This window comes from Croceivirga radicis (genome assembly GCF_002072105.2).
In the GTDB taxonomy this organism is placed as follows: domain Bacteria; phylum Bacteroidota; class Bacteroidia; order Flavobacteriales; family Flavobacteriaceae; genus Croceivirga; species Croceivirga radicis.
Genome location: NZ_MTBC01000010.1, coordinates 119575 through 136172, shown reverse-complemented (window position 1 = coordinate 136172; position 16598 = coordinate 119575). Strand labels below are relative to the sequence as shown.

The 16598-nt window shown below is 37.7% G+C and carries 12 protein-coding genes; 10 read left to right on the top strand and 2 right to left on the bottom strand.

Annotated features, from left to right (window positions below):
* Nucleotides 1–70 precede the first annotated feature (70 nt).
* Genes BUL40_RS13835 through BUL40_RS13820 form a run of 4 tightly spaced genes read left to right on the top strand, consistent with a single transcriptional unit; the run spans nucleotide 71 to nucleotide 4794 of the window.
* On the top strand, nucleotides 71–982 hold the full coding sequence (locus tag BUL40_RS13835; protein ID WP_080319735.1) for a dihydrodipicolinate synthase family protein: 912 nt from the start codon (nucleotides 71–73) through the stop codon (nucleotides 980–982).
* A gap of 3 nt (nucleotides 983–985) precedes the next feature.
* Nucleotides 986–2497, top strand: a complete 1512-nt coding sequence (locus BUL40_RS13830) for an aldehyde dehydrogenase (NADP(+)) (protein WP_080319734.1) — start codon at nucleotides 986–988, stop codon at nucleotides 2495–2497.
* A 33-nt stretch (nucleotides 2498–2530) separates the two neighbouring features.
* Nucleotides 2531–3538: a 4-hydroxyproline epimerase gene (locus BUL40_RS13825; protein WP_080319733.1), complete on the top strand. Its 1008-nt coding sequence runs from the start codon at nucleotides 2531–2533 to the stop codon at nucleotides 3536–3538.
* An 11-nt stretch (nucleotides 3539–3549) separates the two neighbouring features.
* Nucleotides 3550–4794, top strand: coding sequence for an NAD(P)/FAD-dependent oxidoreductase (locus tag BUL40_RS13820; protein ID WP_080319732.1), 1245 nt, complete (start codon nucleotides 3550–3552; stop codon nucleotides 4792–4794).
* 34 nt (nucleotides 4795–4828) lie between these two features.
* On the opposite strand, the gene BUL40_RS13815 is transcribed toward BUL40_RS13820, so the two are convergent.
* Complete coding sequence (locus tag BUL40_RS13815; RefSeq protein WP_080319731.1) at nucleotides 4829–5419, bottom strand: hypothetical protein; 591 nt, start codon at nucleotides 5417–5419, stop codon at nucleotides 4829–4831.
* Nucleotides 5420–5790: 371 nt separating this feature from the next.
* Here BUL40_RS13815 and BUL40_RS13810 point away from each other — a divergent pair, with 371 nt between their 5' ends.
* The 6 genes from BUL40_RS13810 to BUL40_RS13785 all read left to right on the top strand — a co-directional run bounded on the left by BUL40_RS13810 (nucleotide 5791) and on the right by BUL40_RS13785 (nucleotide 16026).
* A complete protein-coding gene (locus tag BUL40_RS13810) occupies nucleotides 5791–6162 on the top strand; it encodes a hypothetical protein (protein ID WP_080319730.1) in 372 nt (123 codons plus the stop codon).
* Between the two features lie 534 nt (nucleotides 6163–6696).
* Nucleotides 6697–9777: a SusC/RagA family TonB-linked outer membrane protein gene (locus tag BUL40_RS13805; protein WP_080319729.1), complete on the top strand. Its 3081-nt coding sequence runs from the start codon at nucleotides 6697–6699 to the stop codon at nucleotides 9775–9777.
* 27 nt (nucleotides 9778–9804) lie between these two features.
* Nucleotides 9805–11772 (top strand): RagB/SusD family nutrient uptake outer membrane protein, encoded by a 1968-nt coding sequence (locus BUL40_RS13800; protein WP_080319728.1) that lies wholly within the window; start codon nucleotides 9805–9807, stop codon nucleotides 11770–11772.
* 160 nt (nucleotides 11773–11932) lie between these two features.
* A complete protein-coding gene (locus BUL40_RS13795) occupies nucleotides 11933–14407 on the top strand; it encodes a glycosyl hydrolase 115 family protein (protein ID WP_244901879.1) in 2475 nt (824 codons plus the stop codon).
* A gap of 259 nt (nucleotides 14408–14666) precedes the next feature.
* Nucleotides 14667–15506, top strand: coding sequence for a sterol desaturase family protein (locus tag BUL40_RS13790; RefSeq protein ID WP_080319726.1), 840 nt, complete (start codon nucleotides 14667–14669; stop codon nucleotides 15504–15506).
* Nucleotides 15507–15582: 76 nt separating this feature from the next.
* The gene (locus tag BUL40_RS13785; protein WP_080319725.1) at nucleotides 15583–16026 is read left to right on the top strand and encodes a nucleoside deaminase; all 444 of its coding nucleotides are present in this window, start codon (nucleotides 15583–15585) and stop codon (nucleotides 16024–16026) included.
* A gap of 44 nt (nucleotides 16027–16070) precedes the next feature.
* Here BUL40_RS13785 and BUL40_RS13780 read toward each other — a convergent pair whose 3' ends face one another.
* Complete coding sequence (locus BUL40_RS13780; protein WP_010516986.1) at nucleotides 16071–16271, bottom strand: CsbD family protein; 201 nt, start codon at nucleotides 16269–16271, stop codon at nucleotides 16071–16073.
* Nucleotides 16272–16598: the final 327 nt, after the last annotated feature.

Sequence of the window (16598 nt, the reverse complement as noted above, 5' to 3'; positions counted from 1 at the left end):
TATCAAATGTAGCTAATAATTATACCTGCTTCTTGTCTTTGCGCTTCTAATTTTGAGGAAAGCTTTATATATGTTAGAATGGAAAGGCGTAATGCCTGCGGTTACCACCAAGTTTACCGCAGAAGACGAATTAGATCTGGAATTATTTAATAAAAATATTACGGCACAAATAACTGCAGGCGTACATGGTATTATATTAGGAGGTACCCTAGGAGAGGCGAGCACCTTAACCAAACCTGAAAAGGAATTGTTATTAAAAAATACCCTAAATACGGTAGCTGGTAAGGTGCCCGTACTATTAAATATTGCCGAACAGACCACAAAAGATGCCATTGCAGCGGCACAAAATGCGGAGAAAAATGGTGCTGCAGGTTTAATGCTCTTACCGCCTATGCGGTATAAGGCTACTGATTTTGAAACGGTTACCTATTTTAAGGCCATTGCCAATAGTACTAGCTTACCTATAATGATTTATAACAATCCGGTAGATTATAAAATCATGGTTACCTTGGAGATGTTTGAAGATTTACAATCTTGTGAAAACATACAGGCTATCAAGGAATCTACCAGAGATATTACCAACATCATAAGAATAAAAAATAGGTTTGGAGACCGGTATAAAGTATTTACGGGAGTGGATACCTTGGGTATGGAAAGTTTGGCCATTGGAGCAGATGGTTGGGTAGCAGGTTTGGTATGTGCGTACCCCGCGGAGACCGTTGCAATTTATGAGTTGGTTAAAGCAGGTAAATTATCAGAGGCCTTAACAATTTATAAGTGGTTTATGCCTTTGTTGGAGTTAGATATAAGTCCGCAATTGGTGCAAAATATTAAATTGGCAGAACTAGCAACAGGTATTGGCTCAGAATATGTTAGGGCACCCAGATTGCCTTTGCAAGGAAAAGAAAGAGAGCGAGTGCAAGCGATTATTGCAAAAGCTATGGAAAATAGGCCAATGCTATTTAATTACAAAAGCTTATAATCTATGTTAACTGGTAAAAATAGTATTGGGTGGGAGTACTCCAATAAGGGTGAAGAAACCTTTAAAACTACTACTGCGGTAACCAATACAGAAAATGAAACTGATTTCTTTACGGCAACCGTTGATGAGATAGACAATGCCTGTAAACTGGCAGATAAAGCTTTTAGATCGTACCGAAACAAAACAGGAAATGAACGTGCCGAGTTTCTTTTGGCCATTGCGGAACAAATAGAAAGTTTGGGAGATGAGTTAATTAATATGTATTGTAAAGAATCTGGTTTACCAGAGGGCAGGGCAAAAGGTGAAAGAGGTAGAACAATAGGACAACTAAAACAATTTGCAGCACTGATTAAGCAAGAAGACTGGAAACAGGTTGTTAAAGATGCCGCAGAACCAGATAGAACTCCGTTTCCAAAAGCAGCACATATTCGTTCTGTTCTTCCTATAGGTCCAGTGGCAGTATTTGGAGCCAGTAATTTTCCGTTGGCATTTTCAACTGCCGGAGGGGATACCGCTAGTGCGTTGGCAGCAGGTTGTCCGGTGGTTTTAAAAGCTCACCCTTTACATGCAGGTACTTCAGAAATGGTAAGTAGGGCTATTGTAAAAGCTGCCCAGGAAACAGCAATGCCAGAAGGCGTATTTTCTAGTATTAATGGTGGTAAAGAAGTTGGCGTCCATTTGGTTCAACATACACAGATTAAAGCCGTAGGTTTTACCGGTAGCTATAAAGGAGGCAAGGCTTTGTTAAACTTGGCTAACCAAAGAAAAGAGCCTATACCCGTTTTTGCAGAAATGGGAAGTATAAATCCGGTGGTAATAAGTGCTGATGCAGCAGCAAAGCGTACCCATGAATTGGCGGCAAGCCTAGCACAATCTATTAGTTTGGGTGCTGGGCAGTTTTGTACCAATCCTGGCTTGCTTTTAATGATAGCTAGCGACGCTACAGAGCTATTTATGAAAGCCTTAACCGATAAAATAGTAGCCACCGCGCCACAGACTATGTTACACAATAGTATTAAACAAACCTATGAAGCTAACGTAGGTTCGGTACTTGCACAAAAAGGGGTTGTCCTCATGGGAAAATCCGGGAATCATATGGGGTTAAATGATGCGGGTAGCTACTTGGCTAGGATCTCTGGAACCGATTTTATCCGTAATCCAAAAACGCAACAAGAGGTATTTGGTCCGTTTTCTTTAGCAGTAGTTTGTAAAAATGAAGATCAATTGCATGAGGTAATTGAAAACCTAGAAGGACAACTCACGGCAACTGTAATTGTAGAACCTAATGATACTTTACATCTGAATAAATTAGTGGATGCTTTGTCCTATAAAGTGGGTAGAATCATCTATAACGGTGTGCCAACTGGTGTAGAGGTCTGTAACGCTATGCAGCATGGAGGGCCATACCCCGCCACTACAGATGCCAGGTTTACTTCTGTGGGTACGGCGGCAATTTATAGATGGGTACGCCCTATTTGCTACCAGTCTTTTCCAGAGCATCTAGTGCCAAAATAGTATTTTTAGTTGATCTAATTTTCTTTGAACGCAATGGCTAGAAAAACATTTTTTTGTGTGGATGCCCATACCTGTGGCAATCCCGTACGTTTGGTTGCTGGTGGCGGCCCAAATTTGGTGGGAAAGAACATGAGCGAGAAAAGGCAACATTTTCTGCGGGAGTTCGATTGGATTCGAAGAGGGCTCATGTTTGAGCCACGAGGTCATGATATGATGAGTGGTAGTATTCTATTTCCTCCGCACGACCCAGATAATGATTTTTCCATTTTATTCATAGAAACATCAGGTTGTTTGCCCATGTGCGGACATGGAACAATTGGCACGGTAACTATAGCACTGGAAGAAGGTCTCATAACGCCCAAAATACCGGGTCTAATTAAAATGGAGGCACCTGCCGGATTGGTAACCATAGCCTACCAACAAACCGGGAAGAAGGTAGATTGGGTTAAGATAACCAACGTTAAATCTTACTTAGCGGCTTCAGACTTAACCATAGAATGCCCAGAACTGGGATTGTTAACGTTTGATGTGGCTTATGGGGGTAATTTTTACGCAATTATAGATCCACAAACCAATTTTAGTGGTGTACATAATTTTACGGCCAATAAAATTGTACAACTCTCTTTGATTCTTAGAAATCGTATTAATAAAAAATACCCAAACACCTTTGTGCATCCAGAAGACCCCACCATAGCAGGGGTTAGCCACATGCTTTGGACGGGAGAGCCACTAGATGCTAAGTCTTCTGGTAGAAATGCAGTTTTTTACGGGGATAAGGCCATTGACCGCTCACCTTGTGGCACGGGAACGTCAGCACGTATGGCTCAGTTACATGCCAAAGGTAAATTAGGCTTGGGAGAAACCTTTGTTCATGAAAGTTTTATAGGGAGTACTTTTATAGGACGTGTAGAGGCTACAACAACCATAGGTGTATATGAGGCCATTGTACCAAGCATTCAAGGCTGGGCACAAGTAACGGGTTATAACAATATTATTATAGATGATGATGACCCCTACGCGCATGGTTTTCAGGTTTTATAATTAGGTGAGTTATGGCGAAAGTGGTTGTTATTGGTGGTGGAATAATTGGGTTGTGTTCTGCCTATTATTTGGCTAAAGATGGGCATGAAGTGACCATCTTGGATCAACAGGAAAAAGGTGAAGGAGCTTCTTACATTAATGCTGGCTACATAACGCCCAGTCATTTTATGCCTTTGGCCGCTCCAGTTGTAGTAGCTCAGGGGTTAAAATGGATGTTTAATAAGACGAGTCCACTTTACATAAAGCCACGTTGGGATATTGATTTTTTTAAATGGGCGCTATACTTTAAAAGTTTTGCCACAAAAAAGCATGTAACCAACTCCATACCGTTATTATTGGATTTGAACTTGCGTAGCCAACAATTGTATGAGCAGCTTTGGGTAGACACGGGTCTCAACTTTCATTATGAAAATAAGGGGGTGCTTATGGTATGCAAAACAAAAAAACATTTTATACATGAAAAGGAGTTAGCAAAAAATGCTACAGATTTGGGACTTAACGTAACAGTGCATTCCAACGAAGATTTACTTAGGTTGCAACCAGCATTAGCGCCAGAGCTTGTTGGTGGTGTACATTATGCTTGTGATTCTCATATGACGCCCCAAAACTTTATACGGCAATTAAAAGAATATTTATTGCAGGCAGGCGTAACTATAAAATGGCAGCAACAGGTTATAGGTTTTGAAAAAGAAAATGGTAGACTACAACAAGTACTAACCAAAAAGGCTCAATTTGTAGCAGATCAAGTGGTTCTTGCTACAGGTAGTTACACAGGTGGGTTGGCAAAACAATTAGGTTTACAAATTCCCATACAGGGTGGTAAAGGGTATAGTATGGATGTGTTTAGGAAATCAAATATTACCATACCTGCCATTTTAGTAGAGTCTAGGGTTGCTATAACACCCATGGATGGTTTTACCCGGTTTGCAGGTACTATGGAATTTTCTGGAAACAACAATGCATTAAATAAAGCCAGAATAGCCACCATAGCCCATGCAGCCAACACCTATTATCCAGAAGTACAAATACATAAAGAAGAATTAAAAAAAGCGAAATCAGGTTTGCGCCCGGTTTCACCAGATGGCATTCCTTTAATTGGCCATACTAAAAAGTATAAAAACTTAAATATAGCTACTGGCCATGCCATGATGGGGTGGAGTCTGGGTCCAATAACAGGTAAATTAATTGCAGAAAATATATCTGGTAGAAATAATTATACTTGGGCAAAACAACTTTCCCCAGATAGGTTTGCATAGGGTTATTTTAATAATTGGTAAGTATGTAGTTGTATTACTTTTTTGGTGGCTTGCAATTTTTACAAAATGCGGCTAGGTTGTTTATCTCCTCTTTTATTTTTTGGTGTTCTTCTAATAGTAGCTCTTCCTTTTTGCCAAATTCCGTTTCCGAGTATACTCGTGAACTCAATTGGTTCCGTTCAGAAATGATTTTATTATAGTAGGGCATAAAAAAGTCTCCTTTAGAAAAGGTTTTTTTATTCTCATAAAGGGCCTTTCTTATTTTACGGGCATACAATTCTGATAAGTCAAAATCAAAATTGGCCAAATTTAATAGCTGTTGGGCTTGTTCTTCATTTTGTGCCATAAGCACTGCAGATTTAGAATCTTGGACACAAGAGACCTTACTATTAAAATTTTTTGTGAACATAAATGCTAGATTGCTCATTTGAAAAGCCAACTCTATATTAACTCCAGTTTGCAGATATAAACTTTTCACCTCTTTGCTTACTTGCGTAGCATTAGATTTAAAGTCTGTAATAGTAAAGTTATGGTTTGGCCGCCACTCTTTTAACTCTTCTTGCGCAAAGAGGGGCGTTACAATTAAATAACTAGCCAGTATAATGGCATTTTTAATACTTAACATATAAAAGCTATTTAAGAAATCTAAGATAGAATATATGAGAATGCAAGTTTCATAATGCTTATTTAAAGTTTAGGTTACTATATAAATAAAACGATGGCTTAATTTGGACATCTGTTTAAAAGTAATAGAACAGTTACCCTAATTAGTGAGAAAACCCAATGCAAGGCATTGGGTTTCTTTTTTGATACCATTTTTGCATTAAACTATACCATTTTAACCTAGAACTATGCAAAATTACCGTTTACAATTAATTAACATTAGCAGTGGGGTAATATAGCATAGATATTGGCAAATTTTGTGGTAGAGTAGCATAGGATAACCGGCGTATGTTTGCAGTGTAAGATTTTTACAACTCATAAAACGAAGTAGTTATGAAAGCAATCTTGAAAAACACCGTAGTAGCCACATTATTATTTGCAACAGTTGCAGTAATGGCAAACGGACCAGAAAAAACTTTTGGTAAAAAAGTTAACGAGGTAGAAAAGAACTTAATAGCTGTAAAGCTAGACCCAACTTTTAAGAGAAAAGGAGACAAATTATTGGTTAACCTTTTAAACTTGGAACAAAAGGATGTTATGATCAAAATTTATGACAACCAGGGTAGGGTAGTATATAAAGAATTATTGGAAGGTAAGTTGGTAATTGAAAAGGCATTCAATTTTGAAAATGCTTTTGAGAATGACTATACAGTAGTTGTTACAGAGAACGACAAAACTTTCAAAGAAACTGTAGCGGTAAAATAGGCTACAGTTCTGCACAGAGCAGTTTAGTTTTTAGTTAATTTATTCAGTTTGTGGAAACCCCGGTAGCAGTGCCGGGGTTTTTTAGTGTGTATAGGTCTTATTTCAAATCAATAAGATAGACTTATATAAACCATTCTCCTTAAAAGTTTTTTTCTCCACTTTTTTACTTAGCAGTTTGCTATTCGTGTATAGCTAAAAGATATCTCTCTTTACATTAGCAGTTTTACTCTTATACGTACATCACATCCCAATCTTATCAGCGTTACACTTGTTCTAGTATATACTTTAAGCAATTTTCTTATTCTAAGAATTGTTCAGTTCTATAACTTCTTTCTCTTTTCAAGTTCGTCCACAAATACATTCGGTTTTCACATAGTCTTGATTTGAATTGTGGTTATCCTAATAGATGGTGTTGTTTTTTAATAAAATGACTATTCAGGATAGTGCAGGATGCGGATTTAACAAAACCTTAATACTATTGATGAACTTGAATATTTAACGCCAACCTAAAGGCTGACTAAACACTTAAAAATTATGAAAGACAATTATGGAAAAATCTTACGTAAGGCATTCTTCATTTGCCTTATGATTTTTTCGTTGGGCGCAAATGCCCAAGGTAAGATTATTAACGGTACGGTTACAGCTGCTAATGGAGACCCAATACCGGGAGCAAACATTATTCAGAAAGGTACCGCAAATGGGGTAGTTTCAGATTTTGATGGTAATTATTCCATTCAATTACGGGAAGGAAGTGACATACTTGTCTTTTCTTTCATCGGATTTAAGACTTCAGAAGTAAAGGTGGATAATAAAAGCACGATAAATGTTGTGCTAGAAGAAGATTCGCAACAATTAGATGAAGTAATTATTGTAGGTTATGGTTCACAGAAAAAATCAGATGTAACCGGCGCATTGGTAAGGGTAGATGCAGAAGATGTAAATTCCAGACCAGTGAATAACGCTTTAGAAGCGGTACAAGGTAAAGCCGCGGGTGTAGACATTACCACTAATGAAAGACCAGGTGAGGTTGGATCAATTACTGTAAGGGGTGTACGTTCTTTAACCGCATCAAACTCGCCACTTTATGTTTTGGACGGTATTCCATTAATTTCAGGAGGTATCAACAATATAAATCCAGCAGATATTGAGTCTATTGATGTTTTAAAAGATGCATCTGCCACAGCTATTTTTGGGTCGCGTGGTGCTAACGGTGTGGTAATTATTACTACAAAAAGAGGTAAGGAAGGTAGAATGACGATCAACCTAAATAGCTCGGTTCAACTACAATCTATAAATGAATTGGCACCTATGTTCAATGCCAGTGAGTTTGTAGATTACAGGAGATGGGCATACTATTATACCAATCCAGAAATTTACCCAAGAGGGGACCAGCCTACCTTGGCAAATGACGAAACAATTTTTGCCGGTGACGATGTGGCCTTTAGCAATATTAGAAGAGGCTGGGAGAGCGGTAGTTGGGACCCAACTAAACTTACTACCACAGATTTTACGGACTTTATTACGCAAACTAGTGTAACTACCCAAAATACACTTAGTGTTAGTGGTGGTACAGAGAAAATGAAGGCTTACGGTTCTTTTGGTGTAATAAATAACGAAGGTGCTGTTAAAGGGCAAAGTTTTAAAAGATATAACGCGGTAGCCAGTGTAGATCTTACTCCAAAGAAATGGTTTTCTTTTGGGGGTACCATAAATACTTCTTATGGCGTACAAGAGTTTGGACAATCTGGTGCTGGTAATAGTGCGGTTTCTGCTAGTGGCGACTTATACAGCAGTGCAAGAGGTATTTTTCAATATGCCTTGCCTTTTGATGAGGAAGGTAATAGAGTAGAATTTCCTGGTGGGGATATAGCGGTAAAAACAGTAATTGACGAGGAAAAATTTTCTCAAGATCAACGGGTAACCCTAAGAGCTTTTGGTAGTTTATATGCGCAATTGGATTTTGGTGAAATATTGCCTGCTCTAAAAGGTTTAAAATTTAGAACAAATTTTGGTCCAGATATAGAAACATTCCGTAGGGGTATCTTTTTGGATGGGCAATCGGTAATTAGAACCGGATCTAGCTTTGCGTCTTTAGAGAAAAGACAAAGATTGTCTTACACCTTAGATAATCTTCTGCTATACGATAGAAATTTTGGTGATCACACCTTGGGTGTAACCTTATTGCAGAGTCAAACAGAATTTGACCAAGAAAGCAGTTATATGGCAGCGGAGAACATACCGTTTGCTGATCAAAAATGGAATGCTTTAAACAATTCTAACGTTACATTGGCAAATTACGATTCTAACATAAGCGAAAGGCAATTATTGTCTTACATGGCACGTGTAAACTATAGTTATGCAGATAAATACCTACTTACGGTATCCGGTAGGTATGATGGGGCTTCCCAGTTGGCAGATGGCAATAAGTGGGATTTCTTCCCTAGTGCTTCTTTTGGCTGGCGTTTGGATAAAGAGCGTTTTTTAGAAAATTCTAGTTGGATCAATCAATTAAAGCTACGTTTAGGTGTTGGTGTTGTGGGTAACTCTGCGGTAGATGCTTACTCAACCAAAGGTGGTCTAGGCTCTTTATTTTATGCAGTGGGCTCTTCTCAAGAAGCAGCTGTTTTAAATTCAAGTACATTGGCCAACCAAAACTTAGGTTGGGAAAAAACTACACAGTATAACCTAGGTTTAGATTTTTACCTGTTAAACGGTAGAGTTTCTGGTAGTCTAGATGTATACAAATCAGAAACCAATGATCTTTTGTTAGAGAGAAGCATACCTACGATTACCGGTTTTCGTAACACCTTTGACAATATAGGTAAAACCAAATCTAGTGGTATTGAACTAACTTTAAATACCGTAAACGTAAGAACAGCTGATTTTGAGTGGTCAACAGATTTTAATGGGTCTTACCAAACCAATGAGATCGTAGAAGTTGCTAATGGCACGGAAGACGATATCAATAATGGCTGGTTTATTGGAGAATCTCAAGATGTAATTTATGGTTATGAAAGCAATGGAATTTGGCAAGAAGAAGATGCGGCAGAAATAGCCTTGTTCAATGCAAACGGTCAAAATTTTACTCCGGGTAATGCTAGGCCAGTGGATCAAAACGGAGATGGTATCATTGATCCAGATAATGATCGTGTGGTTATTGGAAGCGAGATTCCAAAATATATTGCAGGTATTACCAATACCTTTTCTTACAAAGGTGTAGAATTATCCGTTTTCTTGTATGGTAGATTCGATTATCTCTTTAATACTGGGGGCGAAGGTCTTGGTGGAAGATATAATCAAAGAAGGGTAGATTATTATACGCCAATTAATACGGATGCGGAATATCAAAGACCAATATTTACCCAAGGTACTGGGGATAACTTCGCAGGAACATTGGGCTACCGAAGTGGGTCTTTCCTTAAAGTTAGAAACATTTCTTTAGGATATGTTTTTCCATCAAAAATAACTGAAAGTCTAGGCCTTACTAACCTAAGAATTTATGCTCAGGCATCCAACCCAGGGATGATCTTCTCAAAAGTAGATTGGATAGATTTGGATATCCGTAGGTCTAACCCACTAAGAGGTATAACCACAGGTATCAATGTTGAATTTTAAGCTATGAAACTAAATAAATTAACGAAAATGAAAAACAAGGAGAAATACTTTATAAGGCTGTTCACGGCTTTTGTATTCATTGCTAGTTTGCTTACGTCATGTACAAAAGATACTTTTTTAGATGAAGAGTTAAAAACGCAACGAAATAACGACTTTTTTGAAACCGAAGATGGTGTTTTGCAGTTAGCGGTTGGTGCTTACCAAAGATCTCTAGCAGCCATGTTTGGTAACGAGGAACAATTTGCTACCACCAACTATGGTACGGATGAATTTCATGTTGGTGGTGATGCTACCAATAGCTCTTGGAACAATTATGATGCTAGCTTTGGCCCTATAGTACAAACTACTAGAACAACATCAGATATTCCTTGGGATAGATACTATGTTGCTATTGGTATGACCAATCAACTCATATCGTCTGCTACAAATATAGAATCTACAAATCCTGCGGTAAAGAGAACCGCACTTGGAGAAGGTTACTTTTTAAGGGCGTACAATTACCTTAAGCTGGTTAGGCAATATGGTGGTGTACCCTTAAAGCTAGAGCCGAGTTCTACTGTTGAGTTAGAATTTACAAGAGCTTCTGCCGAAGAAGTTTTGGCACAAGTAATATCAGATTTAACTCAAGCGTATGACTTGTTGGATAACTCTGCTCAAGCGCCGGTAAAAATAACAAGAGATGCCGTGGCACATTATTTAGCCAAGGCATATTTAACCAGAGCCAGTGAAATCAATGATTCTTGGAATTCGGGCACCAAAGATGCAGATTTGCAACGTGTTGTAGATTTGTGTGATGAGGTAATAGCCAACCATCCGTTAGCGCCTAATTTTCAGGATATTTGGGCTTATACAGAGCCAGATGGGGCAAATGAATTTTTGCCTGAACTAATATTATCTGCTCAGTTTAGCAAGGCAACCCATGCAGCGTATAGTAACTTTCATCATGTTGCTTTTACGGCTCGTTACGATGATTTACCAATGATGAGACGTGATTTAACCGGAATGAGACCGTACAGTCGTTTGGCACCTACTTATTTTGCCTATGATGCTTATGACAAAATTAACGATTCTCGTTTTTGGAAAACGTTTAGAACAAAGCATAGGGTAAATAGAGGAGGTACTTTTGATGATGGTACCTTTGGACCGGTAGAATACGTTCCGGGTGTCGATTTAGGTATCCTCTATATAATAAACTCCCCAGAGGATGATCGTTTTGAATTTACCAAGAACAATAACAATCCAGATATTCTTTACAACGGTAAAACCATTCCACATGTTTATGTAGCGCATGCTGCGGACGGCGTTTCTTTGCTGGCGGAACCTAGATTCCCATCCTTATCCAAACATTTTGATTCCGCCAGAAACTCTATAAATGATAACAGGGGAATGCGAGATGAAATATTGGCGCGATCCGCAGAAACCTATTTAATGGCAGCAGAAGCCCATATAAGAATGGGCACTTACGCACAGGCATTGGCTTACATTAATGAGGTAAGAATGCGTGCGGCATACCAAGATGGGGAAGACCGTTCTTATTACACAGATGGGGCGGAGGCATATCCAACCTCAGATTTTTCACAGCCGTTTGAACACAACTCATATATGAACGAAAATTCATATTATGAATCCAATAATATCCCAGTTACTACTGCTGCCACTGATTTAATGGTAACAAGTATTAGCGATTTGCCAGAAGAAGATGAGGCTATCATAGCAAAATTGGGTTATGCTAGTGATTATGATCGTATGTTATGTTTTCTATTAAACGAAAGGTCTAGAGAATTAATGGGCGAGTGGCACCGATGGGAAGATTTAAGTAGAACCTTAACTTTGGTAGAAAGAACCAGGGCTTACAATCCAGGTGCGGCTCCTTTTATTCAAGACTACCATGTTTTAAGACCCATACCGCAAACTTTTCTCGATGGTGTGTATAGTAGTGAGGGGGCTCCTTTAACTCCGGAACAAAAAGACAATATTCAGAATCCAGGATATTAAACTGTATAATAATAAGTTAGTTTAGTTTCAATATTTAAGGTCTCAACAATATATTCGTTGGGGCCTTAATTTGTTATTTGGCAACGCATTGGCTTTGTGTGTTCAATTTATGGGACAATTAATTATTAGAAAATTATTGCGGCTAGAATTAAAATTAGATATGTGTAACAAATTATTTAATGCTTTTTTGCTAATACTTTTTTTAACCGGTGTGTACGCTTGCTCCAGTGATAACGAAACTGGTTTCAAGATTTACGATGGTAATAAAGTGGTGCCTATCTATATAGATGAAAATACCACTGATTTAATAAAATGGGCAGCAGAGGAATTGGCCACGGATATTGAAGGCCTCACGGGTACAAAACCAGAAGTAAAGTTTACTAGCAGTAATAATAGTAGTGGTATTTACATTGGAACGTTTAAGGACCATTTGAATTTGCCAACGGATTTTAAATTTTCACTACACGAGGAAAAGGAAGCCTTTTCGCTCAAAAATCATAAAAATAGCTTGTATATAATTGGTAGCGATGTACGTGGAACTGTTTATGGGGTTTTTGAAGTGGCAGAACGTCTGGGGATTTCTCCATTCAAATGGTGGGCAGATGTTGAACCAATTAAACAAGAGAGTCTTGGTTTAAATTTACCTCTAGATGGCGTTACAGAGCATCCATCCGTTGCTTATCGGGGAATTTTTTTAAACGATGAAGATTGGGGTTTACAACCTTGGGCAGCCAAAACTTTTGAACCAGAAACTGGAGATATTGGCCCAAGAACCTATGAAAGAATTTTTCAACTTTTATTGCGCTTAAAAGCCAATACCATATGGCCGGCAATGCACCCATGTACCCAAGGCTTTTTTACGGTAGATGGCAACAAAGAAATGGCACAAAAATACCATATGGTCATTGGTACATCGCATGCAGAACCCATGCTTAGAAATAACGTATCTGAATGGAAGCAAGACCATAGTAAATATAATTATACCACCAATAAACAAGATATAAATGCATATTGGCAGTCTAGATTGGATCAATTGAAGCAAGGAGATAACCAAGCCATTTTTACCTTGGGTATGCGGGGCATCCATGACAGCGGCATGCAAGGCATAAAAGATAGAGAGGAAGGCATAACATTGTTACAAGATATAGTAGATAACCAACGAACCATGCTTGCAAGCACTTTTGAAAAACCTATAAAAAATATACCACAGGTTTTTATTCCCTACAAAGAGGTATTGGAGCTGTATGATGCAGGTATGGATATTCCGGAAGATGTAACCCTTATGTGGACAGATGATAATTACGGTTACGTTAGGCGATTAAGTACTGAAAAAGATCAACAGCGTCCAGGTGGTAGTGGTGTATATTATCATCTAAGTTATTGGGGTAGACCACATGATTACCTTTGGCTTAGTACTGCCCAACCGGGTCTTATTTGGTATGAAATGACCAAGGCGTATGCCAATGGCGCAAAAAGGATATGGATAGCAAATGTTGGAGATATTAAACCTGCAGAATACAACACGGAGTTTTTCTTGGATTTGGCATGGGATATAAATATTCTAGACCAGAATACAATACCCAACCACCTAAAAGAATGGGCTGCACGGGAGTTTGGTGCTGAATTGGCCAACGATATTTCAAAATTAATGAACGAATATTACCGATTGGCGTTTTTACGGAAACCAGAATACATGGGTTGGGGCCAAACCGAACCTACCACCCAAAACAACGTTTCGGACTTTACGGTTACGGAAATGCGCAGAAGAATGGAGGCTTACAACAAGCAAATTAAAATGGTAGACCAACTAACCAAGCAGATACCCAAAGAACGCTTGGCGGCATGGTTTCAATTGGTAGTATATCCCGTAAAAGGTGCTGCTTACATGAATCATAAATTTTTATGTTTGAATTTAGCTGCAAAGACAAATGAAAAAGCTGTAAAAGTAGAATACGTTAAGCAAGCTGAACTTGCGTTTGCGCAAATTGAAGCGCTAACTACACATTACAATACGGCATTAAAGGATGGTAAGTGGAACCATATGATGTCTATGAAACCGCGAAATTTACCTGTTTTTCATGCGCCTACAGCAGATTTGCTGCAAAAAAATGATGAACAAACGGATAGTCTAGTTATTGAAGCGAACAAAATTGCGATAAGTGCAAGTGATTTTGAAACTAGTAACGGAACAAAAGAGTTTCAATGGAAAACAGTAAATGGATTGGGTTATAGCAATGCGGCTGTTACCTTGTTTCCACTTAGGGCCAAAACTTTTGATGAAAATAATCCATGGTTAAATTATGAATTTCAAGTAAAGGAACCTGGAGATTATGAAGTACAACTTAGGGTGCTACCCACACATTCCAATAATTTTGACCATAAAGTTGGATTAGCGGTAAACAATAATTCTAAAACCTGGTTTTCCGTAAATACCAAAGGTAGGAGTAAAGTTTGGAAAGAGAATGTGTTGCGCAATGCTGCTATTGTAAAATTACCAGTTCAATTAAATAAGGCAGGAACACACCAACTTCAAATTGCGGTTAACCAAACGGGTATTGTATTAGACCAGATTGCGATTTATAAATTGGGAGCTCCTTCGTTTTATGAAATTCCTTTAAAAGCTAACAAGCAATAAATATAAACTTGGTGTAGGTTTAAACAAGCCATCTGGTACTTAAAAATAAATGTGCATTCGCAGTTAAAAGATATTTTAATTAGGACTTATAGTGAAAAACGAATTTATTGGTATTTAATATACAATTTGGTTCTTATTTTGTTATTGACAATCAAATGCTTACCATTTGTATAGTTCTAGGTACGTGCCTTGTTGTTAATCCTTAGTTTAGAACGTACACTTATTTTAAAAATGGGTGTTACCACTAAAATGCTAACCCATGGAAATTTTAGATGCCGTACTAAACATAAATCCCAACTACTTAATAATAGGTCTATTGGCGCTTTTTTTTACGCTGGAACAGATTGCTAAAACGCCATTTGTTTTTAAAAGCCGAGGCATGCATTTAGCACAAAATATACTCTTTCAACTTGTATTAACGGTACTAAACCTCTTTTTTGTTGCATTACAAGTATACTGTATAGAATGGCTCAATGCCCATAAGATTGGTTTGCTATACTTGGTAGAAATACCATTTTGGGCTAAATTGTTTTTGAGCGTTGTGCTTTATGATTTAACTACTTATTGGATACATAGGGCATCCCATAAAGTACCGGTATTGTGGCGTTTGCACAGGGTACACCATAGTGATACTACCATGGATTCTTCCACAACGTTTCGGTTTCATCCTTTAGAACTTATTTTAATTTATCAGACCGGTAATATACTTACCGCATTAATTTTTGGAACAGATGTTATGGCAATGGCCGTGTATTATTTGTTTCTTTATGTGTTCTTTTTCTTAGAGCATTCCAACCTAAATTATCCTAGTTGGCTAAACAATAGTTTAGGCTTAATTTTTGTGATGCCAGATCATCATAGGGTGCACCATCACCAAGAGCAGTATTACACCGATTCTAATTTTGCGGATATTTTTATTATTTGGGACAGAATTTTTGGAACCTATAAGTTAATACCTGTAGCTGATATTAGGTATGGTCTAAAGGAGTTCGAATCCGAAAAAAAACAATCTTTTTTGTATTTGATGAAGAGCCCTTTTATACATGTGGAGTCTGAAACAGAAAAACCCATTGAGGAAAATAGAAACCAAGACAGCTAATTCAATACAAGCCTTTTAATTGCGTATAGGGATAAAGTTAGTTGGCAAAACCGACTATTTTAGACGTAAAAAGACCATGGATAAGAAGCACGAGTACTACATGCAATTGGCCATTGATTTGGCAAAAAAAGGAAAAGAAGATCCAAATGGTGGAGCCTTTGGGGCCGTTATTGTAAAAGAAGATAAAATTTTAGTGGCCGTGCATAATGGTGTAAAGAAAGAAGGAGATATTACACAACATGCAGAACTTTACGCAATTCAGTTAGCTTCTAAAAAAATTGGGAAGGAAAACTTAAACCAATGCACTTTATATACAAGTTGCGAACCCTGTTTAATGTGTTTGGGGGCGTGTTATTGGGCCAATTTTAAAGCAATATATTTTGGAGCTTCGGCCGCAGATGCCAAAGAATATGGTTACGTATACTCAGATGTCTATTATCAGATGGATGTTAAAAAACGCCACCAAGAGTTTAATATGATTCAGTTAATGGCAGAAGAAGCCATAAAAGTTTGGCAATAAAAAATCCCGCGTAATGCGGGATTCAAAGTAAGATTCAACGCAGTTTAATATTTTAAACTGTTTAAAAAGTCGTTTACTTTTTCTTTGCTTTCACCTGTTTTCTTTTGAATACGGCCTACAAGTTCGTCTTCTTTACCTTCTTGGTAATCTAGATCGTCATCTGTAAGTTCTCCCCATTCTTGTTTAATTTTTCCTTTAGCAATATTCCAATTTCCTTTTGCTTTATCTTTCCATGGTGCTGACATAGCTTTTATTTTTTAATTATTATAATTCTAAAATTACAATAGGCTAAGCGTATTGCTTAATTCATTTCATTCAATAGTTAGCCTAAAAACTTTAGTATTTAAATCTTGTATTAATACTAAAATCTAGTGGCGGTAATTACAAAATGGCAGTATTACTTTCAGTTTTGGGTCCTAGATAAAAGAAAAGGTCTTTTTAGTTTTCTTGTGCCAATCTGCTTCGTCCTGAAATTGGTTGACTTAAAAAGTTGTCAATTTTAGTTATTTACAGAAGAATCAAAGAAAATGATGCAACCCCTCCAAGTTCGTAAAAAGGGCTAATACACTAAG